Annotated in this window: 22 protein-coding genes and 2 pseudogenes; 22 read left to right on the top strand and 2 right to left on the bottom strand. The window is 54.9% G+C overall.

What is annotated here, in order from left to right; genetic code table 11:
- Positions 1-96: 96 nt before the first annotated feature.
- The 8 genes and pseudogenes from WJU16_RS21645 to WJU16_RS21610 all read left to right on the top strand — a co-directional run bounded on the left by WJU16_RS21645 (position 97) and on the right by WJU16_RS21610 (position 9,020).
- Positions 97-2,322 carry a sodium-translocating pyrophosphatase gene (locus WJU16_RS21645; RefSeq protein WP_341835486.1) on the top strand — a complete coding sequence of 742 codons (2,226 nt, stop codon included), beginning with the start codon at positions 97-99 and terminating at the stop codon, positions 2,320-2,322.
- A 203-nt stretch (positions 2,323-2,525) separates the two neighbouring features.
- Positions 2,526-3,473, top strand: coding sequence for a hypothetical protein (locus tag WJU16_RS21640; RefSeq protein WP_341835485.1), 948 nt, complete (start codon positions 2,526-2,528; stop codon positions 3,471-3,473).
- Between the two features lie 35 nt (positions 3,474-3,508).
- On the top strand, positions 3,509-5,041 hold the full coding sequence (locus tag WJU16_RS21635; RefSeq protein ID WP_341835484.1) for an MAC/perforin domain-containing protein: 1,533 nt from the start codon (positions 3,509-3,511) through the stop codon (positions 5,039-5,041).
- Positions 5,042-5,119: 78 nt separating this feature from the next.
- Positions 5,120-6,334 carry a glycosyltransferase family 4 protein gene (locus WJU16_RS21630; protein ID WP_341835483.1) on the top strand — a complete coding sequence of 405 codons (1,215 nt, stop codon included), beginning with the start codon at positions 5,120-5,122 and terminating at the stop codon, positions 6,332-6,334.
- Complete coding sequence (locus tag WJU16_RS21625) at positions 6,318-7,100, top strand: hypothetical protein (RefSeq protein ID WP_341835482.1); 783 nt, start codon at positions 6,318-6,320, stop codon at positions 7,098-7,100. The genes WJU16_RS21630 and WJU16_RS21625 overlap by 17 nt, the downstream gene beginning before the upstream one ends.
- Entirely contained in the window at positions 7,097-7,636 is a 540-nt protein-coding gene (locus tag WJU16_RS21620) for an adenylyl-sulfate kinase (RefSeq protein ID WP_341835481.1), read from the top strand. The genes WJU16_RS21625 and WJU16_RS21620 overlap by 4 nt, the downstream gene beginning before the upstream one ends.
- Before the next feature lie 59 nt (positions 7,637-7,695).
- Positions 7,696-8,105 (top strand): annotated as a pseudogene (locus WJU16_RS21615) (Rrf2 family transcriptional regulator).
- Between the two features lie 54 nt (positions 8,106-8,159).
- Positions 8,160-9,020: an NAD(P)H-binding protein gene (locus WJU16_RS21610; RefSeq protein ID WP_341835480.1), complete on the top strand. Its 861-nt coding sequence runs from the start codon at positions 8,160-8,162 to the stop codon at positions 9,018-9,020.
- Here WJU16_RS21610 and WJU16_RS21605 read toward each other — a convergent pair.
- Positions 8,956-10,095, bottom strand: a complete 1,140-nt coding sequence (locus WJU16_RS21605) for an AraC family transcriptional regulator (protein WP_341835479.1) — start codon at positions 10,093-10,095, stop codon at positions 8,956-8,958. The two genes, WJU16_RS21610 and WJU16_RS21605, sit on opposite strands and share 65 nt — an antisense overlap.
- Before the next feature lie 145 nt (positions 10,096-10,240).
- Between WJU16_RS21605 and WJU16_RS21600 the strand changes: the two genes are divergently transcribed.
- The 14 genes and pseudogenes from WJU16_RS21600 (at position 10,241) to WJU16_RS21535 (ending at position 24,470) form a co-directional block, all read left to right on the top strand.
- Positions 10,241-10,399 carry a hypothetical protein gene (locus tag WJU16_RS21600; protein WP_341835478.1) on the top strand — a complete coding sequence of 53 codons (159 nt, stop codon included), beginning with the start codon at positions 10,241-10,243 and terminating at the stop codon, positions 10,397-10,399.
- Between the two features lie 281 nt (positions 10,400-10,680).
- A complete protein-coding gene (locus tag WJU16_RS21595) occupies positions 10,681-13,050 on the top strand; it encodes a TonB-dependent receptor (protein WP_341835477.1) in 2,370 nt (789 codons plus the stop codon).
- 17 nt (positions 13,051-13,067) lie between these two features.
- Positions 13,068-13,943, top strand: a complete 876-nt coding sequence (locus WJU16_RS21590) for a DUF4249 domain-containing protein (RefSeq protein ID WP_341835476.1) — start codon at positions 13,068-13,070, stop codon at positions 13,941-13,943.
- A gap of 36 nt (positions 13,944-13,979) precedes the next feature.
- A complete protein-coding gene (locus WJU16_RS21585) occupies positions 13,980-14,594 on the top strand; it encodes an outer membrane beta-barrel protein (protein WP_341835475.1) in 615 nt (204 codons plus the stop codon).
- A 117-nt stretch (positions 14,595-14,711) separates the two neighbouring features.
- Positions 14,712-16,085 (top strand): sterol desaturase family protein, encoded by a 1,374-nt coding sequence (locus tag WJU16_RS21580; RefSeq protein ID WP_341835474.1) that lies wholly within the window; start codon positions 14,712-14,714, stop codon positions 16,083-16,085.
- 10 nt (positions 16,086-16,095) lie between these two features.
- On the top strand, positions 16,096-18,456 hold the full coding sequence (locus WJU16_RS21575) for a M56 family metallopeptidase (RefSeq protein WP_341835473.1): 2,361 nt from the start codon (positions 16,096-16,098) through the stop codon (positions 18,454-18,456).
- A gap of 132 nt (positions 18,457-18,588) precedes the next feature.
- Positions 18,589-19,079 (top strand): annotated as a pseudogene (locus WJU16_RS21570) (YajQ family cyclic di-GMP-binding protein).
- A gap of 63 nt (positions 19,080-19,142) precedes the next feature.
- Positions 19,143-19,397 (top strand): type B 50S ribosomal protein L31, encoded by a 255-nt coding sequence (locus tag WJU16_RS21565; RefSeq protein WP_341835471.1) that lies wholly within the window; start codon positions 19,143-19,145, stop codon positions 19,395-19,397.
- A 68-nt stretch (positions 19,398-19,465) separates the two neighbouring features.
- The gene (locus WJU16_RS21560) at positions 19,466-20,572 is read left to right on the top strand and encodes a putative sugar nucleotidyl transferase (protein ID WP_341835470.1); all 1,107 of its coding nucleotides are present in this window, start codon (positions 19,466-19,468) and stop codon (positions 20,570-20,572) included.
- A gap of 101 nt (positions 20,573-20,673) precedes the next feature.
- A complete protein-coding gene (gene tpiA / locus WJU16_RS21555) occupies positions 20,674-21,432 on the top strand; it encodes a triose-phosphate isomerase (RefSeq protein ID WP_341835469.1) in 759 nt (252 codons plus the stop codon).
- Positions 21,433-21,619: 187 nt separating this feature from the next.
- Positions 21,620-22,201: a 2'-5' RNA ligase family protein gene (locus WJU16_RS21550; protein WP_341835468.1), complete on the top strand. Its 582-nt coding sequence runs from the start codon at positions 21,620-21,622 to the stop codon at positions 22,199-22,201.
- Between the two features lie 1,269 nt (positions 22,202-23,470).
- Complete coding sequence (locus tag WJU16_RS21545) at positions 23,471-23,764, top strand: hypothetical protein (protein ID WP_341835467.1); 294 nt, start codon at positions 23,471-23,473, stop codon at positions 23,762-23,764.
- Between the two features lie 47 nt (positions 23,765-23,811).
- Positions 23,812-24,081: an acylphosphatase gene (locus WJU16_RS21540; RefSeq protein WP_341835466.1), complete on the top strand. Its 270-nt coding sequence runs from the start codon at positions 23,812-23,814 to the stop codon at positions 24,079-24,081.
- A 158-nt stretch (positions 24,082-24,239) separates the two neighbouring features.
- Complete coding sequence (locus WJU16_RS21535) at positions 24,240-24,470, top strand: helix-turn-helix transcriptional regulator (protein WP_109698839.1); 231 nt, start codon at positions 24,240-24,242, stop codon at positions 24,468-24,470.
- A 54-nt stretch (positions 24,471-24,524) separates the two neighbouring features.
- Here WJU16_RS21535 and WJU16_RS21530 read toward each other — a convergent pair whose 3' ends face one another.
- A complete protein-coding gene (locus WJU16_RS21530) occupies positions 24,525-25,673 on the bottom strand; it encodes a C1 family peptidase (RefSeq protein ID WP_341835465.1) in 1,149 nt (382 codons plus the stop codon).
- Between the last annotated feature and the right edge of the window lie 2 nt (positions 25,674-25,675).

Genomic DNA, 25,675 nt, shown 5'->3' with positions numbered 1-25,675 from the left:
TAGGACGACTAGTAAAATAAATTCTAATACATTATCTTCGTCAACCTTGAAAATCATAATCTAAAGCCTTGAAATTTTAAAATGGATTAAAAGAGTATGAGTATAGCTTACATTATTCCACTGTTCGGACTGATTGCACTATTATTTACCGCGGTACAGAGCGCCTGGGTTTCCCGTCAGGATGCAGGAAACGAGCGGATGCAGGACATTGCCAGGCATATAGCGGAAGGCGCCATGGCCTTCTTGAAAGCTGAGTACAAGATCCTCACCTATTTTGTGATCATAGCGGCCCTTTTATTGGGCTACATGGGTTTTTCGCATGAAAACTCGGACTGGACGATCGCGCTGGCGTTTATCATTGGCGCCATTTTCTCCGCGACGGCCGGTTTCATCGGTATGAGAATCGCCACCAAAGCCAATGTACGTACCGCGCAGGCGGCGCGCACCTCGCTCTCCAAAGCCCTGAAGGTTTCCTTCACCGGCGGCTCCGTGATGGGCATGGGCGTGGCGGGCCTGGCCGTGCTGGGGCTCGGCGGGTTGTTCATCATCCTCAAAGCTTATTTCGGCGCGGAAGCCAATACGGCCGAAATGGTAAAAACCATTGAAGTACTCACCGGTTTCTCGCTCGGCGCGGAAAGCATCGCGCTGTTCGCCCGTGTGGGTGGCGGTATTTATACCAAAGCGGCCGACGTAGGCGCCGACCTCGTGGGTAAAGTGGAAGCCGGCATTCCGGAAGACGATCCGCGCAACCCCGCCACCATCGCCGATAACGTGGGCGACAACGTGGGCGACGTAGCCGGTATGGGCGCCGACCTCTTCGGTTCCTACGTAGCCACCGTGCTTGCCACGATGGTGCTGGGCAGCGAGGCGCGCACGGCCGACAACTTCGGCGGCCTGTCTCCCATCCTGCTCCCCATGGTAATCGCCGGAATGGGCATCATCTTCAGCATTCTCGCCACCTTCTTTGTGCGCATCAGCGACAGCGCCGGTCTTAGCACCAGCGCCGTACAGAAAGCGCTCAATATGGGTAACTGGGGCTCCATTGTACTGACGGCGATCGCTTGCGTGGGCCTCGTATACTGGATCCTGCCCGCCGAGCCTTTCTACCTGCAACGCGACTGGATCGGCGGCGACGCACTCCGTGAAGGCGCTATCGCCATTACGCAGAACGGCGTGCTGGGCGCGATCTTCGTAGGACTGGCTGTGGGTACGCTCATGAGCATCATTACCGAATACTATACCGCGATGGGCAAGCGCCCCGTGATGTCCATCATCCGCCAGTCTTCCACCGGCCACGCAACGAATGTGATCGGCGGTTTGGCCGTTGGGATGGAATCCACCCTCCTCCCCATCATCGTGCTGGCGGCCGGTATCTACGGTTCCTACGCCTGCGCCGGCTTATATGGTGTTGCGATCGCGGCAGCGGGCATGATGGCCACCACGGCCATGCAACTGGCCATTGACGCCTTCGGCCCCATCGCCGACAATGCGGGCGGTATCGCTGAGATGAGCGAACTGCCGAAAGACGTTCGTGAAAAAACCGACATCCTCGACGCGGTAGGCAACACCACGGCCGCTACCGGTAAAGGTTTCGCCATCGCTTCCGCGGCACTCACCGCACTGGCGCTCTTCGCCGCTTTCGTAGGCGTAGCGGGCATTTCCGGTATCGATATTTATAAAGCCGACGTACTTGCCGGCCTGTTCATCGGCGCGATGATCCCCTTCATCTTCTCTTCCCTCGCCATCCGCGCGGTAGGCGAAGCGGCGATGTCGATGGTGGAAGAAGTACGCCGCCAGTTCCGCACCATTCCCGGAATCATGGAAGGCACCGGCAAACCGGAATACGACAAATGCGTAGCCATTTCCACTGAGGCTTCTATTCGTAAAATGATGCTTCCCGGAGCCATTGCGCTCGCATCCCCCCTCATTATCGGCTTCATCTTCGGACCTGAAGTGCTCGGCGGTTTCCTCGCAGGCGCCACCGTGAGCGGCGTGCTCATGGGCATGTTCCAAAACAACGCCGGCGGCGCCTGGGACAATGCCAAGAAATCTTTCGAGAAAGGCGTAGAGATCAACGGTGAAACTTATTACAAGAAATCCGAGCCGCACAAGGCTTCCGTAACCGGCGACACCGTAGGCGATCCTTTCAAAGACACCTCCGGCCCGTCCATGAACATCCTCATCAAACTGATGTCGATCGTTTCGCTGGTAATTGCTCCTACCCTGGCCGAAATCCACGTGCACAAGCAGGAACCACCGGTTGCCAAACAAAAGCCGGCTCCCGAAGCGCCTGCCAAGGAAGTAGCCGCAGTGAAATTCTAACTGTTACTGATTTTCTATAGAAAAGCCGGTCTCCGCAAGAGACCGGCTTTTTTGTTTGCACAAACCTAATTGTTGTTTCCACAGGAAAAACCGCCTCTCGAAAAGCCAATTCCGGCTTCGCGTAAAATATTGAAAAGCAAGAGCTTTGAATTGTAACCATCAGCCTGAACCGTCATCCTTTGTTAAAACCTAAATGTTCTCTCATGCAACTCACAAAGCAAATCCACAGAACGGACATCGAACCCCATATGTCCGTACTGAAGGGCTGGCTCCGCGGCAACGTCGTGGGGATTTACGCCGGCGTCAAAAAGAAAAACGGGAAAAAGACCGGTGAATGGTCGATCGTCATGCACGTCCAGCAGAAAAAATCGGCCGACAGGCTCGCGCTGGACAAGGACACGCCCATCCCTCCGTTCATCGAGCTACCCATCGCGCAACGCGACGGCGGCACGGAGATGGTGAAAGTACCGACCGACGTCCAGGAAGTGGGCCTGTTCTCGGATGACCCTGACCCGCTCTATACAAACCCGTATGAGCGGATGCGACCTTGCCCGGGCGGCTACTGTGTACAGCCACAGGGCTTAAACCAGCGTGGGACACTGGGCGCCAACATCACCATCAACGGCCAGTACCGGATGATCTCCTGCAACCACGTGCTATCCGTCAACGGCCAGTATACCCAGATCTACCAGCCGGACACGACGAACAACCTGAATTTTCTCTGTCCCGTCTCAGGTTTCGAGTTTATGTACACCTATCCGACCAACGATGTGTTCGACCCCATGTACAATGATACCGACCTGGCCTGGTGCAATATCACGCCGCAGGATGGGGCGCCCAATGTCGCCGAAATCGGGACGCCGGTGGGTTTTGCCGATCCGGTGGTAGATGAGGAGGTAAAGTATTTCGGGTCGTTTACGGGCTTGAACGAAACGAACCTGGCCTCTACCACCTACCTGGGCATCATGAAAGTTTTCGGCAATCGGTATGCCTGGTTCCAGAACATGATCGTACTGACGGACAACGTCCAGATGGCGGGCGATTCCGGCTCCGTCCTCATCAACGGCCAGATGCAAATCGTGGGCATGATGTGCGGCGGCAATATGTTCCGCGCGCTGGCCTGCCGCATTCCCCTCAACGTAATCCAGTAATTGCTTAATCATCCTAAAAAACAAGGAGGTTTACCATGAACATTATTCCCGGCGCCGATGTCGTAGGTTTCGGCTTCAACATTTTGGGCGAATATGATATTTCTTCGCTCACTTCCCAGCTTTTCATCCACAAAACGGACCAGGCGTCTACTTACACGTATGCCGGCATTACGTATGCTGTGCCCGACAACCTGGCCGTAGTGCCCAATTCCAATGAATACGGCACCACGGAAGTATTCGAAGGATCGCAACAGTTCCAGCAATTCTTTTCCGCCAAAGCGGGGGTAAGCGCTTCTTACGGGGCGTTTAAAGGGCAGTTCAATGCCGCCTATGCCAACACTTTCAATTCCAATTCGAGCTATTGGTACTGCATGTCGGAAGCTTCGTTCAATTGCTGGGACCTGGTGCTGGAGAATTCTTCTTTCCAGTGGATGTCTCCCAACTTTTCGCAGGACCCGTCCGTAGAAACCCTCCCGGATGTTTTCAACCAGGAAAACAAGGAACAGTTCTTCCAGGTATTCCGCAAGTTCGGGACACACTTTGTTAGCCAGGTGATCTGCGGCGGCAACCTGAACTATTACGAAGCGGTGGAAAAGTCGTACAGCAGCAACGAACAGGAAATCAGCGCCAACGTTTCCATGGAATACAAGGCCCTGTTCACTTCCGGCAAAGCGGAATCTCAGGCGGAATGGAACCAGCTGGGGCAGAACTGGGCCAACAGCCGCATCGTTACGATCGCCTGCACCGGGGGCGACGCCAGCATCCTCAACGTTCTCAACCCGGGCTTCGGCGACGACTACAGCAACCTCTACACAAACTGGTCCGGCTCCGTGAACACCAATCCCGCGGTGATGCAATTCACCCTCCGCCCGTTGTCCGCCATGTTCTCCGGACAAGCTGCCGATGCCGTGCAACAGGCGCTCATCGCTTATATGAATGGCGCCGTGCTCGTGGAAGCCAACGCCAATTTCACACCGGGCTCGGGCCAGAACGGATCCAACTTCAGCACCAGCGCTTCCATGATCTGCAACGGCAACATCATCAACCCTGATCCCGTTATTCCTCCCTCCACGCCGCAAGGCTGGCCGGTAGGCGCGCTGCAGGTGGCTTTGCTCGACCGGCAAACGCAGGAAGTGCAGATGTGCAAGATCTATTACCAGGACAACAACGATTTCAACAACCAGCCGCTCATTTACACTTATATGTTGCAGGACATAGAGCAATACGGGCAGGGCAATTACATCTGCGTGGTGAGCGCCTTCGCGGTGAACCTCATGAACTACCCCACGGCTCCTTTCGCCAACTGGCTCGCGTCCTGCGGCGCCGCGCTTACCGGCTGGAAGGAATACATCGGGTTCACAGGCTCGCCGGGCATGGTCAGCTACACCTGTATCGGCATGAAAGGCCTGATGCCGGGCAAAGCCACCGAAAGCTTTTCCTGCACCACGGATTGGTACGACAGTCCCTGGCTGGTAGGCAGCATCAACGCCGAATCGGAAATCCTCCTGTACGATCCTATGGTTATGGGAAAACAGGTGGAGGAAAAAGTGCTGCAGGACAAAGGATAGAAACCACGAAGTATACTCATGAAATGCGGCGGCGGAGTTTCGTTCTCTGCTGCCGCAATTTTCAGCTCTCAACACCGTATGAAACTCTTACTCATAGGACAATTCGCCCAACAAACGGGCATGGCGCGCATTACCCGACTGCTCGCAGAGGGACTGGCCGCCCGGCACGAAGTGCACGTGCTGGGGGTCGACGCATTCCAGACAGCACCATTCAAAGGCACTTTTCAGTTGCACTACAATCCCAACCCGGCGGACGTTTTCGGGGAATCCGTGCTGCCGGGATTAATTGACACCGTTTGTCCGGACGCGATATTGCTCTATTGCGATATCTGGTTCATGGGCAGGTACATGGCAAGCATCCGTCAGACGGCGCACCGTTGTCCGGTGGCGGGATATGTACCGGTTGACGGGCGCCTCAACCACGCGGCGTTCGCGAAAGGGCTGGAGCAGCTCACTTCGGTGGTGACGTTTACTGCCTTCGGGAAGCAGGTTTTGAAGGAATGCGCCACATCGCTGGGCCTGAACCGGTTGCCGCCATTCCGGCGGATGGCCGTGATCCCCCATCCGCTCGATGGCGGGAATTTTTATTCGCTGCCCGGAAGCACTGCGGGGCGGCGGATAGCGGCGCGGGAAGCGCTTTTCCCCGGTCGCAACGAGCTGCGCCGGGGCTTTTGGGTACTGAACGCGAACAAAAATCAGCACCGGAAACGCATAGACCTCACGCTGCGGGGCTTCGCGGAATTTGCGCGGAACAAGCCGGAAAACGTGCGGCTGTGCCTGCATATGGCCACAAAACTACCCAGCACGGACCTGGAGCGCGAGGCGCGGTCGCTGGGCATACACGACCGGCTGGTGCTCACTGCCCCGGGGCGCAGGCATCCGCATTGGCCAACGGACAAGCTCAACTTGCTATACAACGCCTGCGACGTGGGACTAAACACCGCCATGGGAGAAGGTTGGGGCCTGGTGAGCATGGAGCACGCGGCGGCGGGGGCGCCGCAAGTGGTACCCGATCATACCGCCTGCGCGGAAATCTGGAAAAGCGCCGCGGCGATGGTGCCGGCGCAGCCGCATGTGTACGGAAACGGTTGGCTGACAGGCGGAGTGGTGGAGCCGCGGGAGATCGCCGAGCAATTGGAGCGACTGTACAACGACAATGGCCATTACCACAACCTTCTGCAGGCGGGGCTCCGTAATGCCACGCAGGTGGCCTGGTCGCAGGGGGCCGTTACGAAAATGTGGGAACAACATTTAGAACAAATCCTTTTAACCGATCATGCAAACATTCATTAAGCAATACGGCGAAAAGCGCACCGGTACCAACTACCTGCGCGCCCTCCTCACTGCCGCCTGCCCCGATGCGAAGGTGCTCATGCACGTGCTGGGCGACAAACACGAAGCGCCACCCGAAGCCCTGCTGGCCGCAGTCGGGGCGCTCTCACCCCGGGAGCTGACACTCCGCCACGCCTCGGCCACCACACATGCCGCCGATGCGGATCAGGAAGCGTATACCGGCGCACTGGCAAATGAATTGGAAGCGGCGCTCCGGCGCAGGGAGCTGTTCTTCTGTATTTCCGTCAAAAAACCTTATGCCTGGGCCTACAGTATCCTCAAACAGCACGGCGCGGCAGACTCCCGGCGACTCCCCGCGCAGCGCCTCCGCCTCCTGCAAACCGTTCTCAGCTCCGCTTTGCATGAATTCAACCGCAAATACGCCGCCTGGCGGCAGTTGGAGGAGCATTGGCCGGGCCGGAGCGTTATCGTGCGCTACGAAACCCTGCTCGACCAGCCCGCGGAAATAATCGCGGGAATCTGTAGAAAAATGGCACTGCCACTCGACGCATCGAAAGCGCAGCCCATCGAGAAAATTGTACTACCGGCGCATTGGGACTTCTCTCCTCCCCAAACCCACCACGAAAACTTCGATGCGGACTTTTACCGCTCCGGTGGGTATCTCGGGAAAATGCACGCTACCCTGATCGAAATCGTAGACCAGCAAACGGATTGGCCGCTAATGGCCGCATACGGATATCGAAACGTTTCAACCTTCCAGAAATGATCATCCAGTTCTGTGGCATGTCGGGCGCGGGAAAATCTACCCTGGCGCGGATCGCGGAGCAGAAGCTCAAAGCGGCCGGCTGCCCCGTGGAAGTGCTCGACGGCGACGATTGCCGGCGCTATCTGTTCAAAGAACTGGGCATGAGCCGGGAAGACCGCGCGGAAAACATCCGGCGGCTCGCCTGGCTGGCGCATCGCTTTTCCCGGCACGGCATCCTGACCATCATCTGCGCCATCAACCCGCTCGACGCCATCCGGCAGGAAATTGCCCGGGAATTCCGCATCGCGGCCACCGTTCAGATCGACTGCGCGCTGGAAGAGCTTATCCGCCGCGATACGAAGGGATTGTACAAGCGTGCCTTCCTGCCCGACGGGCACCCGGATAAGATTTACAGTCTTTCCGGCGTGAACGGCGTTTTCGAATATCCCCTCACCCCCGATTTGCTGATACACACCGACCGGGAAAGCGAAGCCGAATCCGGACAGCGGCTGTATGAATTCCTGTTGCCGCTGGCGATTGGCCTGGCCGTACGATAATTTTTTGGCGGTAATGAGAATTCCCCCTATTTTTGTACTGTAATATTTAATATTACAGAATGATCCGCAGTAAATTCGCCATATACGTTCACATTCTTTCGCTCATGGGCAGTTTCCCGGAGGAATGGCTGACATCCGACTTCATCGCGGGGTCACTGAACAGCAATGCGGCGCTGGTGCGCAAAGAACTGAGCGCGCTTCGCAACGCCGGCCTGGTCGAAAGCCGGGAAGGCAAGAACGGGGAAGCCGGTTGGCGCGGCCCCTGGAGGATGTCCGATTGTCGGAAGTGTTCGCCGTGGTGAAATCGGACCATATTTTCGGGTTTTCGCCAAACGATCCGAACCCCGCCTGCCCGGTCGGCCGGAACATTAATAAAGCCCTCGACACCCTGTTCACCGGTATCGATGAAACAGTGGGCCGGGAGCTCTACCCTATCACCCTGGCGGCATTCGTTCAAAAACACTTTTAAATTTTTTTAACCATAACTGTAATAATATTTATAACATTTTAAATTATTTACAACATGTCAGATACTATTCTGGTACTCGGTGCAACCGGTTTTGCAGGCAAAGAAGTGGTAAAAGCGCTGGCGCGGAAACCCGGCGTGCAGGTGAAAGCGGCCACCCGCTTCCCGGAGAAATACTCGGCCCCGTCGGCTAACGTAAGCGCGGTGCGCCTCGTGCAGGAAGATGCCGCTACTTTTGCTCCGGCCCTGACCGGGGTCGACCTCGTTTTTCTGTCTGCCCTCCCGCTCGACGCCGACGCGCATACCAAGCTGCGCCCGTTTATTGACGAGGCGAAGAAAGCCCAGGTGAAAAAGATCGTCTTCCTTTCCGCCATCGGCGTGGAGCATGTGGAAACCGCGCCCCTCCGCCAGATCGAGCTGTCGCTGATCGCATCGGGTATTCCGTACAACATCATTCGACCCAACTTCTTCATGGAGAACTTCTCTGAAGGGCCCTTCAGCCCCACCATCAAACAACTGGGCAAGATCCTCATCCCCGCCGGCGACGGCAAATACTCCGTGATCTCCACTTCCGACATTGCGGCCGTGGCGGTAGAGCTCTTGCTCAACGAAGCGCATGCGGGCAAGGAACTGACGCTCACCGGTCCTGCGGCCATCGACAATCACGAAGCAGCAGCCATAATCACGGCGGCGTCCGGCAGAACCGTGACGTATGAAAATATCCCCGAATCCGCGCTGATTGAAGGTGTTATCGCCTCCGGGGCTCCGGAAAGCGCGGCGCATTACCTGGCAATGCTCGTAGCCGCGGTAAGAAACGGCCATTGCGCCGTGATAACCACTGCCGTGAAAGACATTACGGGCAAAGATCCTGTAACTTTTGAAGCTTTTGCGCGCGCACACAAGACAACTTTTTCCTGATGGAAACATCGGTTTGAATAGCAAAAGGCCGCACTGTCGGACAGTGGCGGCCTTTTTTATGTCTTTTTCCAACCGGGTTACCGTGCCTGGAACTCCCTGGGGCTGCAACCGAATTTTTTCGGAAAGCATTACTGAAGTGCTGAAGGGAGGAATACCCCAGTTCGTCCGCGATTTCGGTAAAGCTATGCGCGCCAGTCCGGATGAGCCTTTGGGCTTCGTCGAGGCGGTGCTCGCTGAGGTAACCGAACACGGTATTGTTAAATACTTTGCGGAAACCGCTTTTCAGTTTGAATTCGTTGAGGCCTGCCAGCCGCGAAAGTTCTCCCAGGGACGGGGGCTCCTGGGCATTGGCCAGCAGCAGGTCGCGGGCGTAGCGGATACGCTCTTCCTCCGTCCGGTTGACTTCCGGACGTTCTATCCCATACCGCCCGCCCGACAGCAGTTCGATCTGCTCACATTCGAGCGCCAGCAGTTCGATGGCTTTGGACTGGAGAAATAGTTTTTTGAGGCCGCCGGAGAAATGGCAGTCCCGCACTTCATCGATCACCTGCATCATGCGCGGGGTGATCTGGTAGGAGCGGTCGGGGAATACCGGCCGGTCGTTTTCCACGCTTTCGCCGAATTGTTCCAGCACGGGGCCGTTGCGGCGGGCGAGCTGCACGAAGCGGTCTTTCATAAAAGTGAGGGCAAACACCTGGATTTCAGGCTGGCGTTCCACTTTAATCTGTTCTTCCGGTTCGGGCGTGTACACGAGGTTGTGTTCGAGCTGGCGGGTGCGCATGGCGCTGCGCATGCCTTTGATATTGGCCGTTACTTCCCCTCTGATCATGAAATGCATACCTACGCGCTGCAGGGTATCATGGCTCTCGACCTGAACCTTTTCGTTGATATAAGCTTTCCCGAAGCCCATCAGCACGCCATCGAAGCTGATTTCGTGGAAATCGGCCTTTCCGGCCTTGATATCGAGTTCGTGGTGCCGCTCGGTCAGTTCCTGGCCATTGTAATAGTCAGGGCACAATACCGTATCGTCGTGAAACAAGATTTCTTTGCGTTCGTTTGTGACGGTCATTGGCATAAGAAAATCCGTTTTATGTAAGTTTTAATCCGTTTAATGCAAGCCGGTTACGCTTCCAGGAGCGAATTTTGAGCAAATTAATTCAAAATCGGACCATGATCGGCATCTTCAAAACAAATATCAATACCCAAAAAGAAAAAAACTGGTGATCCGCGCCTTGTCCGGCGAGTTTTCCGTTACCATGTGTACCCTCGACCTGGAGGATTGCGACAAGGTGCTGCGGGTGGAATGCCTGCAGATGGAAGAGCATCAGGTTATCTCATTCGTGCGCGACCTGGGGTACCAGTGCGCCGTTTTGGACTAACAATATTCGTACGCAATCATGAAATTGCGCCGTTTCGGCGGGAAAAAACATGATTTCTATCAGATTCGTAACCGGTTATACCTGTTAATCCCCTTTGAGACGCCCCCCGGGGCGGGTATCCCCTATCCTCCGGCAGAAAAACCCCTGATCCGCCGTTTCCACAGAAATAATTTCCCAACGATAGGGGTATGTTCTATTTTGCACGTCATATGTTCGGAAAATGTAACGGAACCCTTTTCCGGCCATCCTTCTGCCATTCACACAACACTGAAAACCAATATATGAAAACAACAGCCAGACTGCTGATGCACATCTTACTCGTTTTGTTCGCGGCCAACACGGCCTTCGCGCAGCAACGGTTCACCATCAGCGGTTACGTTAAAGACGAAAAAAACGGCGAATCCCTCATCGGCATTTCCATCGGTAAGCCCGGCACTTCCGTTGGCACCGTAACCAACGAATACGGTTTTTATTCGCTCACCCTGCCCGCCGGCAAACACGACATCCAGTTTTCCTATATCGGCTACCAGGCGCAACAATTCACCATCGACCTCACTTCCAACAAAAGGATGGATGTGAAACTGGGGCAATCGGACCGCCAGCTGAATGAAGTGGTAATTTCCGCCAAGCAACAGGAAAAAAACATCAATACCCTCAACACCAGCCTCAACAAGCTGGACATAGCGGAAATCAAGAAGCTGCCCACGTTTATGGGTGAAGTGGACGTAATCCGCACCATCCAGACGCTGCCCGGTGTCAATACCGTGGGCGAAGGCGCCGCCAGCTTCAACGTGCGCGGCGGCAACGGCGACGAAAACCTCATCCTGCTCGACGAAGCGCCGGTGTACAACTCCACCCACATGCTCGGCTTCTTTTCCGTTTTCAACCCAGACGCGGTGAAGAATATCAACCTCATTAAAGGCGGATTCCCCGCGGAATACGGCGGTAGAACGGCTTCGGTGCTGGATATCAGGATGAAAGACGGGAACAACCAGAAATTCGGCATGACCGGCGGCATCGGCAATATCTTCAGCCGCCTGGCGCTGGAGGGGCCCATCCAGAAAGACAAATCTTCCTTCATCATCGCGGGGCGCAGGTCTTACATGGACGTGCTTATGAAACCCTTCCTCAAAGGTGATATGAAAGATACCAAGCTCTACTTCTACGACCTCACGGCCAAAGTCAATTTTCAGCTGAATAAAAACAACAGTCTTTTCGTAAGCGGCTATTTCGGCCGCGACGTGTTCGGGTTCGGGAAAGAAGCCAATATGAACTGGGGCAACAACACCGCATCGCTGCGCTGGAACCACATTTTCAATAACCGCCTGTTCATGAATCTCACCACGTATTATACGAAATACGATTACAGCCTGAAGTTCCTGAGCGATGAGAAATCCACCTCCAGCCAGGAGTTTAGCTGGAAATCCAACATCATCAACTACGGCGTGAAGCCCGCCTTTACCTATTACCTGAACGCCAGCAATACGTTGCATTTCGGGGTGCAGGGCACGTATTATACGTTCAGGCCGGGCCGGAGCCTCGCCCGCGAAGGCGACCAGCAGTTCAATATCAACCTGAAAGATAAAAACGCACTGGAAGGCGCGCTATACCTCGACCACGAGTGGAAAGCGGGCAACAAGTTCGGTGTTCAGTACGGCGTACGCCTGTCGGGCTTCCAGTATATTGGCAAAGGCACTGCCTACTATTATGCGGATACGGTGGCTGGCACACGCAAGCGCTTCCTCGGCACGAAGGATTACGAAAGCGGCAAAACGATCGCCGACTACTACTTCCTGGAGCCCCGCATTTCCGCGCGCTATGCCATCAACAGCTCATCGGCCATCAAGGCGGCTTTCAGCCGGTCGGCCCAATACATGCACCAGCTGAGCAACACCGCCTCCCCCACCCCCGTGGACATCTGGACGCCGGTTTCCAACAACGTGAAACCGCAGCTGACGGACCAGGTGACGGCCGGTTATTTTTATAACGCGCCCGGTGATAAGTTCGAGCTGTCGGCCGAGGTGTTTTATAAATCCATGCAAGACCAGCTGGATTTCATCGACAACGCCGACCTGGACCTGAACGAGTACATCGAAGGCGATCTGCTCGCGGCGAAAGGGCGCGCATACGGGTTGGAATTGTATGTGAAGAAAGACATTGGCGCCACAACAGGCTGGGTGAGCTACACCCTCAGCCGTTCGGAACGCAAAACGCCGGGGCTGAGCCTGAACGAGTGGTTCATCAACCGATACGACCGCACCCACAACCTGAACATCGTGATGAGCCATGAGCTGAACAAGCGCGCGAGCTTCAGCGCCAACTGGATGTTCGCTTCGGGTACGCCGGCTACGTTCGCCGATGCGCGCCTCGAGTTCCAGGACTGGGATGTTCCCTACAACACCACCGAAAAGCGAAATAACTACCGCCTCAAGCCCTTTCATCGCCTCGACCTTTCCTTTACCTACAAAGGCAAGCAGCTAAAACGCTGGAAAGGGGAATGGGTAGTGAGCCTGTATAACGTATATGCCCGGAGGAACGCTTACACCGTGTACTTCCGCCAAAACCCGGACGATCCTTCCAAGAAGGAAGCGGTTCGCCTCAGCATCATCGGGTCCATCATCCCCGGTATCACTTATAACTTCAAATTCTAATCTCCAAGCACGATCATATGAAAAGGACATTCACCGCCATCGCCCTCCTGTTTGCCGCCGCCGGATTTACTGCCTGCGAGGACGCGATCGATATCGATATTCCGAACGGGAAAACTTTTACCGTCGTGGACGCCTGGATTACTTCCGTGCCGGGGAAACAGGATATCCGCATCACCCAAACCGTACCGTACACCAGCAGCGGTTCCGCTCCCGTGGTGAGCGACGCCAAAGTGACTTTGACAGATATTACCGCCAACAAGACGTATGACTTTACTTTTGCCAACGGCGTATACAGCCACGATCCGGGTGTTGAGCGCATCGGCGTGATCGGGCACGTTTACAAACTGCGCGTGGAGTTGAAAGAAGGGATTTTTGAGGGGGTGGACACGATCAAACGCGTGCCGCAGGTGGATTCGCTGGCCTACGATTTCAAAACGAAAGAGGAATCCATCAGTAATAAAGAAGGGTTTTACGCCCGGTTTTATGCTAAAGACATCCCCGGCGGTACGGATTACTACTGGATCCGGAGCACCCGTAATTCCGCCACCAGCGCGGGTCGCGTAGAAGATATCTTTGCCATCGACGGATCCTTCGCGGAGAACATTTCGGACGGGCTGAACTTTATCCAGCCGATTTCGGAAGGGATTACGGATTACGACAAGCCTTTCCAGCTGGGAGAAAACGTGACGGTAACCATCAGGTCGTGCACGAAACCCAGTCATATGTTCCTCAGCCAGGTGCAGGCGCAGATCGACCTGGGCGGATTGTTCGCCAAGATCCTGGAGAACGTACCCACGAACCTGAAGAACATCGACAATACTTCGCAGGGCCGTGTGCTGGGATGGTTCGGAACATCGGCAATCGAATGGAAATCAATACAAATGGAGCATTAATCAACCTAAAGATCACCCCATAAAAAATCAATGAACATGAACAAAACAGGTAAGCGCCTGCTGCTTGCCCTGGCCGTGCTTTGCACCGTTCCGGCACTTGCGCAGGAGAAAATCGAAAGTCTCGCCAAAGGCGGTAAGGTAAGAGTGGGCGGATTCGGCGCCCCCACCATCAAATTCACCAGCTTCGACGATGAACTGGGCGTGCTGCTGGGCGGATACGCCGGCGTGATGCTCAACAGCAAACTTATGCTGGGCGCGGGCGCCTATGCGCTGGTCAACAATATCGAAGCCCCCCGCACCAATCCTTCCGACGCAACAATGTACTGGAACATGTGGTATACCGGCTTTGTTCCGGAATATACCATCAAGGGCAACAAGCTCGTGCACCTCGCCGTGGGCGCCCTCGTTGGCGGCGGCGGCGTGTTTATGAACGAGCGGTACAAGAACTGGGAAGATTACGAATCTATCGGTTACAGCAGCTTCTTCGTGGGAGAGCCGCACCTCAACCTGGAAATGAATATCACTTCGTACCTGCGGCTGGGCATCGGCGGATCGTACCGCTTTGTGCGGGGCTCGGGGACGGCAGGAATAACCGACGAGAAACTGAGCGGGCCGTCCGCACATTTCACCATCAAGGCGGGCCGCTTCTAAGCCCGTCACCAGCGGATCATCTTTTCCGGTAAAGAAGGGCCGGTACGGGAATTTTCGTTAACTTTTGGCAAAAGGAATATTCCGCACTCCCTTACCAGTAAAGATGATCCGTTTTTTATGGACCTTATACATTTCGCCATACCGGGTTTTATCCTGCTCATTACCGCCGAGGTGATTTTTTCCGCGGTGGAAAAACGGGATCTCTACGAAACGAAAGACGCCGCCAGCAGCATCGCCATGGGGCTGGGGAACGTTATCATCGGGCTTTTCACGAAAGCCGTCATCTTTCTCATTTATTCTGCCGCTTACGAATTCCGCTTCTTCACGCTCGACGCATCGCTCTGGTGGGTATGGGCGTTGTGTTTTTTTGCGGATGACCTCACCTATTACTGGTTCCACCGCAGCAGCCACGAAATCCGTTATTTCTGGGCTTCGCACGTCGTCCACCATTCCAGCCGCCGGTACAATCTCTCCACTGCCCTCCGCCAAACATGGACGGGCAACCTGAGCGGGGCATTCCTGTTCTGGATCTGGATGCCGCTCCTTGGTTTTCATCCGGCGATGGTCATGGCCATGCAATCGATCAGCCTGCTTTATCAGTTCTGGATCCATACCGAAGCCATCCATAAACTCCCGCGCCCACTGGAGTATGTGCTGAATACGCCCTCGCACCACCGGGTGCATCATTCTTCCGAAATCAAATATCTCGACCGTAACCATGGCGGCGTCCTGATCATCTGGGATCGCCTTTTCGGCACTTTCCAGCCGGAGGAGGAAAGGCCGGTTTATGGGTTGACGGTGAACATCGAAACATACAATCCCCTGCGCATCGCCACGCACGAATGGGCGGCGATCTGGCGCGACCTGCGCCGGGCGCGCACCTGGAAAGAAGCGTGGATGTATGTTTTCGGGGCGCCGGGCTGGGACAGGGATGGCAACGGAAAGACTGCCAAAGCCCTCCGCAGCTCCGTTTCTCCCCCTCCGCTCCTCCTGCCGGCATACCGCTTATCCAAAAATAATCCCCGGCATTTTGCATTTACGAAAACTATCGTACATTTGATTACGAAGAAATTCGTACAAAGGAGAGATATCATGGAGAACAAGGCAAACAACAAACATGTACGTCCAACCGAAAGCGAGCTGGAAATTCTCACGATCCTCTGGGAGCGTGGGGCCAGCACGGTGAGGGAAGTGCATGAAATCCTGGAGAAGCAGAAGGAAGCGGGTTATACCACTACCTTGAAGCTGATGCAGATCATGCATGAAAAGGGCTTGCTGCAGCGGGATGCAAGCGCGAAGACACATATTTATGAAGCCGCCGTTCCAAAGGAAGAAACACAGGCGCAGTTGTTGAACAAGATGATCGATACGGTTTTTTCCGGTTCCGCGTCCCAGCTGGTTTTGCAGGCGTTGGGCGGTCACCGTTCGTCGCGCGAGGAGCTCGACCGCATTCGGGAATATCTGAACGAAATCGATAAAAAACAGTCGTAATACTCGTTTTATGCACGCGTTATTTCCTTTCACGACAGACCTTATCCAGGCCTTCGGCTGGACGATCCTGCATTCCTTCTGGCAGGGCTGCTGCGTCTTTTTCTGTTTGCGTATCGTGCTGTGGCTTTGGCCACAGGCCGGGCCATCCATCAAATATCATCTCTCCTTTCTGTCGCTGACAGGTATTGCGGGATGGTTCGGCGCCACGTTTCTTACGCAGCTGAAATCGATCCGCGAGGCTTCAGAGGCGGTGGTAATGGTTGCCGGGGCAGGGATGCCCGCGATGCCCGTTCCGCTTGCTTTTGCGAGCACGCCGGCGCCAGACGAGGGGCTGAAGGCTGTTTTCCCTGGCATGGAAGCTTACTTCCCGCTGCTGGTGGCGATTTACGTGGTGGGTGTGACGTTGATGACGATCCGCCTTTGCGTGGACCTGGCCCAGCTGAAAACGTTGCGCAAACAGGGTTTATCGTCGCTGGGGAACGTTTGGGAGGAACATCTCGGGGCCCTTTCCCGCAAAATGGGCATCGGGAAGCGTGTGGGACTGTTCATTTCCGCCAACCTGCAGGTGCCGGTCATGATAGGTTTCCTCCGTCCAGTTATCCTGCTCCCGGCCGCCATGGTCAACAATCTCAGCCCGGAACAGCTGGAAGCCATCCTGCTGCACGAGCTGGCGCACATCAAACGCAATGATTATCTCCTGAATATCTTCCAATCCATTGTAGAAACGATCCTTTTCTTCAACCCGTTCGTATGGTGGATTTCCCGCAACATCCGCCTGGAACGCGAACATTGCTGCGACGACCTCGTGCTCGCCAGCACCGTTCAGCCCATGCACTACGCCAAAGCCCTGGTGGCACTGGAAGAATTCCGCCTTACCGTGAACCCGATGGCCATGGCCGCCGCGCATGACCGGCACCATTTATTTCATCGTATCAAACGCATCATGGAAATGAAAACGAAACATCTCAACTATAGCCAGCGACTCCTGGCGCTCATGATCATCGTAACCGGCCTCGTGTCTATCGCTTGGCTCACGCCCGACAGCAAGCGCCAGCAAGACGCAAAAACGGATACGATTGCTCCGAAAGCCTCACCAGCCGCCGCTGCCCAGTCCTCCCCTTCCGCCAGCCCTTCCGCCAAAGATTTCATCACCGAGCCGGAAATCCCGGGCCTGCCCGTGCCTGCAGCCATGCCGGTACCGCCTAACCCGCCCGCTCCCGAAGCTTGCCCCGAACCGCTGGCGCTCGCCCTGGCACCGTCCATGCCGCTTGCACCGCCCACCCCGCCGGCGCCGCCGCAGATGGGCATCGTACCGGCCGCACCGCCTCTGCCGCCGGTTCCGCCGGTGGCCGCCTGGCCGCAGCAAGTGGTGTTTGACAAGCGTTCCAGTACAGTGTATCATTTTAACAACCCCGGCGATACCGTGGTGCCCGGTGGCAGGATCATCATCCGCGACAAACAGGGCAGGGAAAAAACGTACAACTCAATCGACGATATGTCGGCCGAGGAAAAGAAAGAGTTTGAAGAAAGCTATATCAACATGCAGCAATCTTTCAAATTCAACCACAATTTCAATTTCGACAAGCATTTCAACTTTGACTCCAGCATGTTGAAAAACATGAATATCAACGTGAGGGACATGCAGCTGCATGCGATAAAACAACTGCAGGATATAGATCTGTCGAATCTACGGATGCGCCTCGACGCCATGACCGATTTGAAATGGGAAGACCTGGACGAATCCGTGAAGCAGAAAATCAAACGGGAAGACTGGGAAAAATCCATGAAAAACGCGCTGAAAAACCTCGAAAAGATCGACTGGAAAGCGCAGCAGGAAGAAATCAAAAAGACGATCGAGAAACTGAAGAAAGAGGAGCTGAAATACCGCAAGGAAGCTGAAAAATACGGGCGGGACGCGGCGAAATACCGGACCGATGCCGAAAAATACCGTCGCGACAATGCTAAATTCCAGGCAGAGGCCATGGCCAGCAGCCAGCGGGCCCGCCAGGAGGTACTTCGCACACAAGTGCAGCGCGACCTGAGCGACAAGCACCAGACGATGGCCCGGGAACGGGCGGAAAAAGAGCATGAACGCGCCCTCCGCAACGCCGAAGCCCAGCGCAGCCTCTCCGAAAAAAACAGGGCTACCTCCCGGAATTACAACAACCTCCTGCAAAAGCTGGAATCCGACAAACTGATCGACCGAAACGAAGGATTCGATATCCAAAAGAAGGGGAACGACTTCTACATCAACGGTAAAAAGCAACCCGACGACGTAATAAAGAAATATGAACAATATCTTGAAAACGACAACGTTACTATACGTGGGAAACAAACGTCCCTGCAAATTCATGCGCAAGACAACAACTAAGCGCATGCAGGCTCTTTACCCGCTCATGTAACCATTCTCCGCCATTCTAATCTCAGCCCCGCTGCCGGTTCCGGTGGCGGTTTTTTCTTTATATTTGCCGCTCGTTCATCACCCTTTAAAAAACCAGCGCATATGCCGTCTTTCGATATCGTGAGCAAAGTCGACCTCCAGACCCTGGACAACGCCATCAACACAGTTAAAAAAGAAATCAACAACCGGTACGATTTCAAGGGTTCGCCCGTGGAAATCGACCTGGATAAGAAGGACATGATTGTGAAGCTGGAAGTGGAAACGGATATGAAGCTGGACCAGGTGATCGACGTGCTGATCAGCCGGAGCATGCGCCAGGGGCTGGCGGCGGAGATTTACGACCTGAGCAAGGAGCATTATGTGAGCGGTAAGGTGGTAAAGAAGGAAGTGCCCGTCCGCAATGGTATTAAACAGGACGATGCGAAGAAAATCGTGAAAATGATCAAGGATTCCGGTTTGAAGGTACAAGCCGCGATCATGGACGACATTGTTCGTGTTACGGGAAAAAAATAGATGATTTACAAGAAGTTATGCAGAAATGCCGCGAAGCAAACCTGGGCATTGCGCTCCAGTATGTGAATATGAAAAGCTAAATTTTCTTGCTTTATTTAAATATTTATTTTACCTTTGCGTCCTGTATTTATTAACTTATTGATATGAAACAGGGAATTCATCCGGAAAATTATAGATTCGTAGTGTTTAAAGACATGTCCAACGGGGATAGCTTCCTGGGCAAATCCACCACTCCTACCCGCGAAACCATCACCTGGGAAGACGGTAACGAGTATCCAGTGATCAAGCTTGAGATCTCCAATACTTCTCACCCGTTCTATACTGGTAAGAATGTACTGGTAGATACCGCAGGCCGTATCGACAAATTCAACAAACGTTACAAGAAAGAGGCTAAATAAGCCATCTTCCGAATATTTTTACGATCCCGCCGAATGCTTTCGGCGGGATTTTTTATTTTCGCCGGGTTATGAACCGTCACTACATCCTGTTTGATACGCCCGAGCGCGACGAACTCTACCCCTTCACGCACACCCGACCCGTAGCGGAGATCCGTACGGGCATCCTCACCATTCGCGAAAAATGGGAGAAATGGCTCGGATCCGGGCCGCTCAGCAGTTTCACCACCGAGTACCTCCAGGCCAAATATCCCTTGCGGAAAGCGCCGCCAGGCACCATTACCGTATTGGTGAACGGGCACCTGCTCCCTTCCGCGGGCATCGTGGAAACCCTCGCGGCCATGGAACCGGGGCAGGAACTGTACAAAAACGGCAGGCTGCTGGCCAAGCTCATCAGCGGCGACGATTTCTTTGCCCCGGCCACGCTCGTGCGGCTGGAATATGAAGGCGAGATCCGGCGGGTCGACCGGCCCTGGGATATCGTCCGCCACAATGAAGCGGCGCTCCGCGATGATTTTGCGCTGCTGACGAAGGGGCGGAAATCGGCGCCGGTTTCCGCAACCAACCAGGTGGTGAACCCGGCGCAGGTGTTCCTGGAACCGGGGGCCAAGGTGGAATGCAGTGTGCTGAACGCATCGGCGGGGCCGATTTACGTGGGGAAAGACGCGGAGATCATGGAAGGGAACCTGGTGCGAGGCGGCTTTGCCATGGGTGAAGGCGCCGTTTTGAAAATGGGCAGCCGGGTTTACGGCGCCACTACCCTTGGACCGCGGAGCGTAGCCGGCGGGGAAATCAAGAACTCGGTTTTCTTTGGACATTCCAATAAGGGGCACGACGGCTACCTGGGCGACGCGGTGATCGGCGAATGGTGCAACCTGGGCGCCAACACCAGCTGTTCCAATATGAAGAACAACGCCCGCGAGGTGCGGATCTGGATGGAAGCGAAGCAGGAATACTGGCCGGCCGGGGCCAAATGCGGCGTGATGATGGGGGATTTCAGCCGGTGCGGGATCAATACCATGTTCAATACCGGTACAGTGGTGGGCGTGAGCTGCAATGTTTTCGGGGGAATTTTCCGCCCAAATTCCTGCCTTCTTTCAGTTGGGGAGGCGCCGGGATTACTGATAAATACCGGCTGGAGGAAGCGCTCCGGGACGCAGATGCGTGGATGCGGCTGAAGGGTGCGGAGTTGTCGGAGGCCGACCGGGAAATTCTGACCCGTATATTTCGGGGATAAATGCGTATTTTTCGCGCCACTTATCAAAAGCACCGTAAAATCATGAGAAAGAAGATCGTAGCAGGCAACTGGAAGATGAACCTGACCCTCGCGGAAGGCGAGCAGCTGGTGAACGACATCCTGGCGGCCGGCATTACTTTATCCGGAGACCAGGCTGTGGTGATTGCACCGCCTTTTCCGTATCTGCAGCAGGTAAAAGCACTGACCCGCAGCCAACCCAACGTATTCGTGGCGGCACAGAACTGCGCCAGTGAGAAGTCAGGCGCTTATACCGGCGAGGTGTCCGCGGCCATGCTGGCGTCTGTAGGCGTTGACTACGTGATCCTGGGGCACTCCGAGCGCCGGGAATATTTCAATGAAACGAATGCGCAACTGGCGAAGAAGATCGACCTGGTGCTGGCCAACGGGCTGAAGCCTATCTTCTGCTGCGGCGAGCCGCTGGAAGTGCGGAAAGCGGAAACGCAGAATGCGTATGTGGCGAAGCAGCTGGAAGAAAGCCTTTACCACCTGGACGCTGGGGCTTTGCAGCAGGTGGTGATTGCTTACGAGCCGATCTGGGCCATTGGCACGGGTTTGACGGCGAGCGCGCAGCAGGCGCAGGATATGCATGCGTTTATCCGCGGGCAGATTGCGGCGAAGTATGGCCAGGACGCGGCTGCGGGTTTGACGATCCTGTACGGCGGCAGCGCGAAGCCTTCGAATGCGGCAGAGCTGTTTGCTTCGGCGGATGTGGACGGCGGACTGATCGGCGGCGCGTCGCTGGTGGCGGCGGATTTCGCGGCGATCATCAAAAGCTTGTAATCAATTCTAAGATATGGTGGCTGAAGGGGTTATGCCCTCCGGCCATTTTTTTTAGTATTTTTTGCTAACTTTTTTAGTATTTGCCAAAATTATTCGTATGTTTGTGTTGTGAAAGGAGGCGCTGTTATCCTGGTGCTGAACATGATAACGGTTGTTTCGAATTGATAATTGCATAATCATAAAAGCCATGGAACAGGAAGTATTACACGATTATATGCTGGTAGTACATCCGGACGCACAGACGGTTCAGGATGTGAGCATGTACAAGCATTTGATAGCGGAGGAGCTGGGAACGGCTGCCGGATCATTTACCCAGGCGCACATTGCCTTGTTCAGGTCGGAGTTTCCGGAGCGGTACGAGGAGTTGTTCGTGACGATGCTGGATCGGTTGGTGGCGGATCAGTCGGCGTTTACGGTGTATACGTCGCGGATTGACCACAGTCGTCATGCCAGTGGCCGGCACATGTTTTATGTGAATGTCGCCAATCCGAAGCCGTTGGAGGAGTTGCACCGGAAGGTGATGCAGGCGTTCGAGTTGGAGCCGGCGGGTTACCGTCCGCATATTGCGTTGGCGCGTTCGTTGCAGCCGCATCAGTTTACGCAGTTGTCTCCTTATTTGTCGGGCAAGGTGTTCGTGCGGAGTTTTCATTGTCACAGTTTCAGTTTATTGAGGCGGGCTGCGGGCAGTGACCGGTACGAGCTGGTGCGGGAGTTTTTGTTTGGACGGGAGGTTCCGTCGAGCCACCCGTTGTTCCACCGTGCGGCGTAATGGGCTGTGCGGAGTGGCGGATTACAGTGGCTCGGGGAGCAATTTCCCGTGGGTAATCCCGGGTGTTTTATTTGATAAACGACAGTCGCAACTGTTGAACATATTTTTTTAGAGTCAGTATCATTTAGTTACGGGTCGGGCGTTATCGCCCGGCCCCTTCTACCCTAACCCATCTACTTACAACCCATCCGATTCAGGAGACAAACCCTTGCATTCGCATGCTTTTAGGCATGCACCGGTAAATATGGAAAATGGGATCATCGGCTTTCGGGCCTGGTGGCGGGATATCGTTTGTCAAGAGCGATGTGCTGCCGGCCGGGGGCGCTGGCAGGGGATCTTCCATTGGGCCGACGGAGGTCATACTCCGTTTAGCAGGCCATATCATTGCCCGTGTATCAATTCCCGCAGGGATCAGCGGAGCTTTTGCCCAAATGGAGGAAAGAGTCCGGTCAGCCCGAGGTTGATTTGCTTTCTGGTGAATGAAACAAAGTTTTCCCGGCGAGCCCGCCCGGAATAGTGGGTATGGCTTGTCCGAACTGAGGCAACAACCTCGGGAAAGAGCAGCTGCATGTCCCCCCGGATTCAAGCCGAGAAGGCAGGGCGTGCCGTGCCCCATCCGAAGCGAATGCTTCGGGTGGCGACAAAAGGAACGCCACCCCGGGAGGGCAACCGTCCAGAAAGCAGGGCGTGCCATGTTCCATCCGAAGCGAACGCTCTGGAGAACGACAACGGAACAGCCCCCGCGAGCCGAACCACCCGGAGACAGGGCCTGCCACGTCCCATCCGAAGCGAACGCTCTGGAGAATGACAGCGGAACGGTCCCCGCGAGCCGAACCACCCGGAGACAGGGTCTGCCACGTCCCATCCGAAGCGAACGCTCTGGAGAACGACAACGGAACAGCCCCCGCGAGCCGAACCACCCGGAGACAGGGCCTGCCATGTCCCATCCGAAGCGAACGCTCTGGAGAATGACAGCGGAACGGTCCCGGAAGCAGGGAGCACCATGCCCAATCAAATCTAACGCATTGGAAATGAATGCGCTCCCGTGAATCCGCAAGGCCGCAATAGGCTCGCGGGTGCTTCACCGGAGGCTTTAGAAAAGCATATCGGCTGGCGATTCGAGGTAGCTAATCATCCGGAAGACAAGCCACCTCCCCCGGCAACCCGGCGCCAGGCGCCTGCGTAAACAAAACGAGATCAAAGTAAAAATTTCCGGCCGTTGGGCAATTGCCCAGCAAACGGATCACTAACCGCCAGTAAATTTAAGTTATGGAATGGGTGCCCATCAAACCGATATACAAACAGGGAAATGCATCCCCCTCTGCAGAACAAACCGTTTTCTCCTGGCTCAGCCGCGCAGGCTTCCAGCTGGAACAACTCCGCAGAAGCGTGGAACCTCCCGTCACCGAATACTTTTACTTTCATCCATCCCGATATATCCAAATCCACATGGTAGAAGATCCGGAAACAGGCGATGCCCGTTTCTTTATCTTCTACCCCGGCGGACAAACCCTCGTCGCCCCCGGCATCCCGGAGCTCAAGGCCGCCATCGCCGCCGGATAAACCACACGGTAATCAATTTTGTTAGTTTATAAACCGATCCCGTAATTATGTTGCATAAAGAAATTGTAGTTAAAGGCATGGTTCATGGCGTTTACTTCCGGGCCACCGCCAAATCCGTAGCCGCCAGCATGGGCCTTAAAGGACAAGTCAAAAACCTGCCCGACGGCCATGTATGGATCGCAGCCGAAGGTCCCGCCACCGCCATGAAGGAATTTATTGACTGGTGCAGAATCGGCCCCTCAGGCGCCAAGGTCTCCGGCCTCGATATTACCGAAGGCCCCCTGCAGCATTACACCGATTTCAGTATCCTGCATTGATTTTTTTTCGTATTGCTTCCTCATTCACATTCTCAGAAACTCTCTACCAGCAAGAGTTACAGTAACCTGTCGAAATATTTTTTCAACACGTTGGGCCTCTGCCCAGCGGAAAAAAGAAATAATTCGATGATCTTGAACCTTTTGGAAGCAAACTAAAAATGTCAACCCAGGCCCCGGATATATTGCGCCTTTTCGGAACAAATCTCCGCCGAATCAGAAAGGAAAGAGGCTTCAGCCAACGCGAGCTCTCTGCACGATGCAACGTCGACAATGCAGACATTTCCCGGATGGAAAACGGTGAGATCAATGTTACACTCCGCACACTGTCTCAATTGGCAGACGCGCTGGAAGTTGCGATCCTCGAACTGTTGTCCGACCGCAAAACATAAAAAAAGCAGGACCAACGTCCTGCTTCTTCATGTAATCTTATTTGTATCTCATTTTTACAGTAAATGCAATTTCTTCTTTAATTCCTTATCCAGCGCAGCTTTCGGAACTACCACATTAATCGTGTTCACCGCGAAATACGGTTCCGACACGTAAAGGTATCCCTCAAACTTCGACCCCACGCCCCAGGAATTCTTCACAATGAAAAAGCGTTTATTGTCTTTCCCCTTGCCAATCCCCGTGATATGCATCAGGTGGTCGTCCTGCGTAACCAGCTTCTCGAACAGCTCCTGCCGGTACTCCGGCGTCACGTTCACCTCAGCCGCCGAAGGATCGGGCTGCTGGCGGTTCCAGAGACTGTCGTACTTCGGGCTCAGGGCGTAGCCGCCGTTGTGCGCGAATCCGCGATTGCTCACGTCCGCGTCCCACATCACCGTATATCCTTTTTGCACCGCTTGCCAGGTGGCCCCGATCAACTCGTTGAGCGATACGTTGTAGAAACTCCCGTTGGCATGGTTATCTGGCAGTTCCAGCACGAAAGAAGAATAAACAGGATGATGCGTAAACGAAGTCAGGCTCACATAATCTGCCGGATCGTACTTGACCACCTGTTTCGCATATTCCTGCGGCGTGTATGTTTTCCCGTTATACTCGAATTTGGCGGGAGGCGCTGCGCCCATATATTGGTCCATCAGCGCGGCAAAGCGCTGCTCCCACTTCGGATCCACCGGACGGCGGCGCAGCAACGTGTCCAGGAATTTCTTCAGCGTATCGGCCATCTTGCTGTGGTCGAATTGCTCCTGGCCGGGCAGCTTCCCGCTGTAAACCGATTCAGGCATCAATCCGTCCCTGCCGGCAACGATCAGCACATCGTGGCCCAGACCGCCTTCGCCAAACTGCGCAGCACCCTGGCGCTTCACATAGTTACGGGCCTTCATCAGGTACACATTCCGCACCACGAACATCTCCGACAAATCGGGCTGGCTCGCCGCGCCGTTCTTCAAACACTGGCTTTCAATCAGCGAAACCGTAGAAAAGCACCAGCAAGTGCCGGTCATCCCCTGGTTCTTCACAGTCGTAGCCGCATTATTCCGGATCACGGTAAATTCCTGCGCGTGCGGATTGGCGATGCTTCGGGGCGTCTCCTGCGCGGTAGCGGCAAATCCTGCCAGCAATACGGCACAGGTCATAAGTTGTTGTCTCATAA

The sequence above is a fragment of the Chitinophaga pollutisoli genome (assembly GCF_038396755.1).
In the GTDB taxonomy this organism is placed as follows: domain Bacteria; phylum Bacteroidota; class Bacteroidia; order Chitinophagales; family Chitinophagaceae; genus Chitinophaga; species Chitinophaga pollutisoli.
Note: the sequence above shows the minus strand (reverse complement) of the source record. Positions and strands in the feature narration are given on the sequence as shown.

What these genes read in the sequence shown, in the direction of transcription:
- WJU16_RS21595 (WP_341835477.1), top strand. Translation starts at nt 10,681, where the DNA reads ATGAAAACAACAGCCAGACTGCTGATGCACATCTTACTCGTTTTGTTC.
- WJU16_RS21645 (WP_341835486.1), top strand. Translation starts at nt 97, where the DNA reads ATGAGTATAGCTTACATTATTCCACTGTTCGGACTGATTGCACTATTA.
- WJU16_RS21540 (WP_341835466.1), top strand. Translation starts at nt 23,812, where the DNA reads ATGTTGCATAAAGAAATTGTAGTTAAAGGCATGGTTCATGGCGTTTAC.
- WJU16_RS21545 (WP_341835467.1), top strand. Translation starts at nt 23,471, where the DNA reads ATGGAATGGGTGCCCATCAAACCGATATACAAACAGGGAAATGCATCC.
- WJU16_RS21575 (WP_341835473.1), top strand. Translation starts at nt 16,096, where the DNA reads ATGCACGCGTTATTTCCTTTCACGACAGACCTTATCCAGGCCTTCGGC.
- WJU16_RS21630 (WP_341835483.1), top strand. Translation starts at nt 5,120, where the DNA reads ATGAAACTCTTACTCATAGGACAATTCGCCCAACAAACGGGCATGGCG.
- WJU16_RS21550 (WP_341835468.1), top strand. Translation starts at nt 21,620, where the DNA reads ATGGAACAGGAAGTATTACACGATTATATGCTGGTAGTACATCCGGAC.
- WJU16_RS21535 (WP_109698839.1), top strand. Translation starts at nt 24,240, where the DNA reads ATGTCAACCCAGGCCCCGGATATATTGCGCCTTTTCGGAACAAATCTC.
- WJU16_RS21640 (WP_341835485.1), top strand. Translation starts at nt 2,526, where the DNA reads ATGCAACTCACAAAGCAAATCCACAGAACGGACATCGAACCCCATATG.
- WJU16_RS21590 (WP_341835476.1), top strand. Translation starts at nt 13,068, where the DNA reads ATGAAAAGGACATTCACCGCCATCGCCCTCCTGTTTGCCGCCGCCGGA.
- WJU16_RS21560 (WP_341835470.1), top strand. Translation starts at nt 19,466, where the DNA reads ATGAACCGTCACTACATCCTGTTTGATACGCCCGAGCGCGACGAACTC.
- tpiA (WP_341835469.1), top strand. Translation starts at nt 20,674, where the DNA reads ATGAGAAAGAAGATCGTAGCAGGCAACTGGAAGATGAACCTGACCCTC.
- WJU16_RS21610 (WP_341835480.1), top strand. Translation starts at nt 8,160, where the DNA reads ATGTCAGATACTATTCTGGTACTCGGTGCAACCGGTTTTGCAGGCAAA.
- WJU16_RS21530 (WP_341835465.1), bottom strand. Translation starts at nt 25,673, where the DNA reads ATGAGACAACAACTTATGACCTGTGCCGTATTGCTGGCAGGATTTGCC.
- WJU16_RS21580 (WP_341835474.1), top strand. Translation starts at nt 14,712, where the DNA reads ATGGACCTTATACATTTCGCCATACCGGGTTTTATCCTGCTCATTACC.
- WJU16_RS21585 (WP_341835475.1), top strand. Translation starts at nt 13,980, where the DNA reads ATGAACAAAACAGGTAAGCGCCTGCTGCTTGCCCTGGCCGTGCTTTGC.
- WJU16_RS21620 (WP_341835481.1), top strand. Translation starts at nt 7,097, where the DNA reads ATGATCATCCAGTTCTGTGGCATGTCGGGCGCGGGAAAATCTACCCTG.
- WJU16_RS21625 (WP_341835482.1), top strand. Translation starts at nt 6,318, where the DNA reads ATGCAAACATTCATTAAGCAATACGGCGAAAAGCGCACCGGTACCAAC.
- WJU16_RS21635 (WP_341835484.1), top strand. Translation starts at nt 3,509, where the DNA reads ATGAACATTATTCCCGGCGCCGATGTCGTAGGTTTCGGCTTCAACATT.
- WJU16_RS21565 (WP_341835471.1), top strand. Translation starts at nt 19,143, where the DNA reads ATGAAACAGGGAATTCATCCGGAAAATTATAGATTCGTAGTGTTTAAA.
- WJU16_RS21605 (WP_341835479.1), bottom strand. Translation starts at nt 10,095, where the DNA reads ATGCCAATGACCGTCACAAACGAACGCAAAGAAATCTTGTTTCACGAC.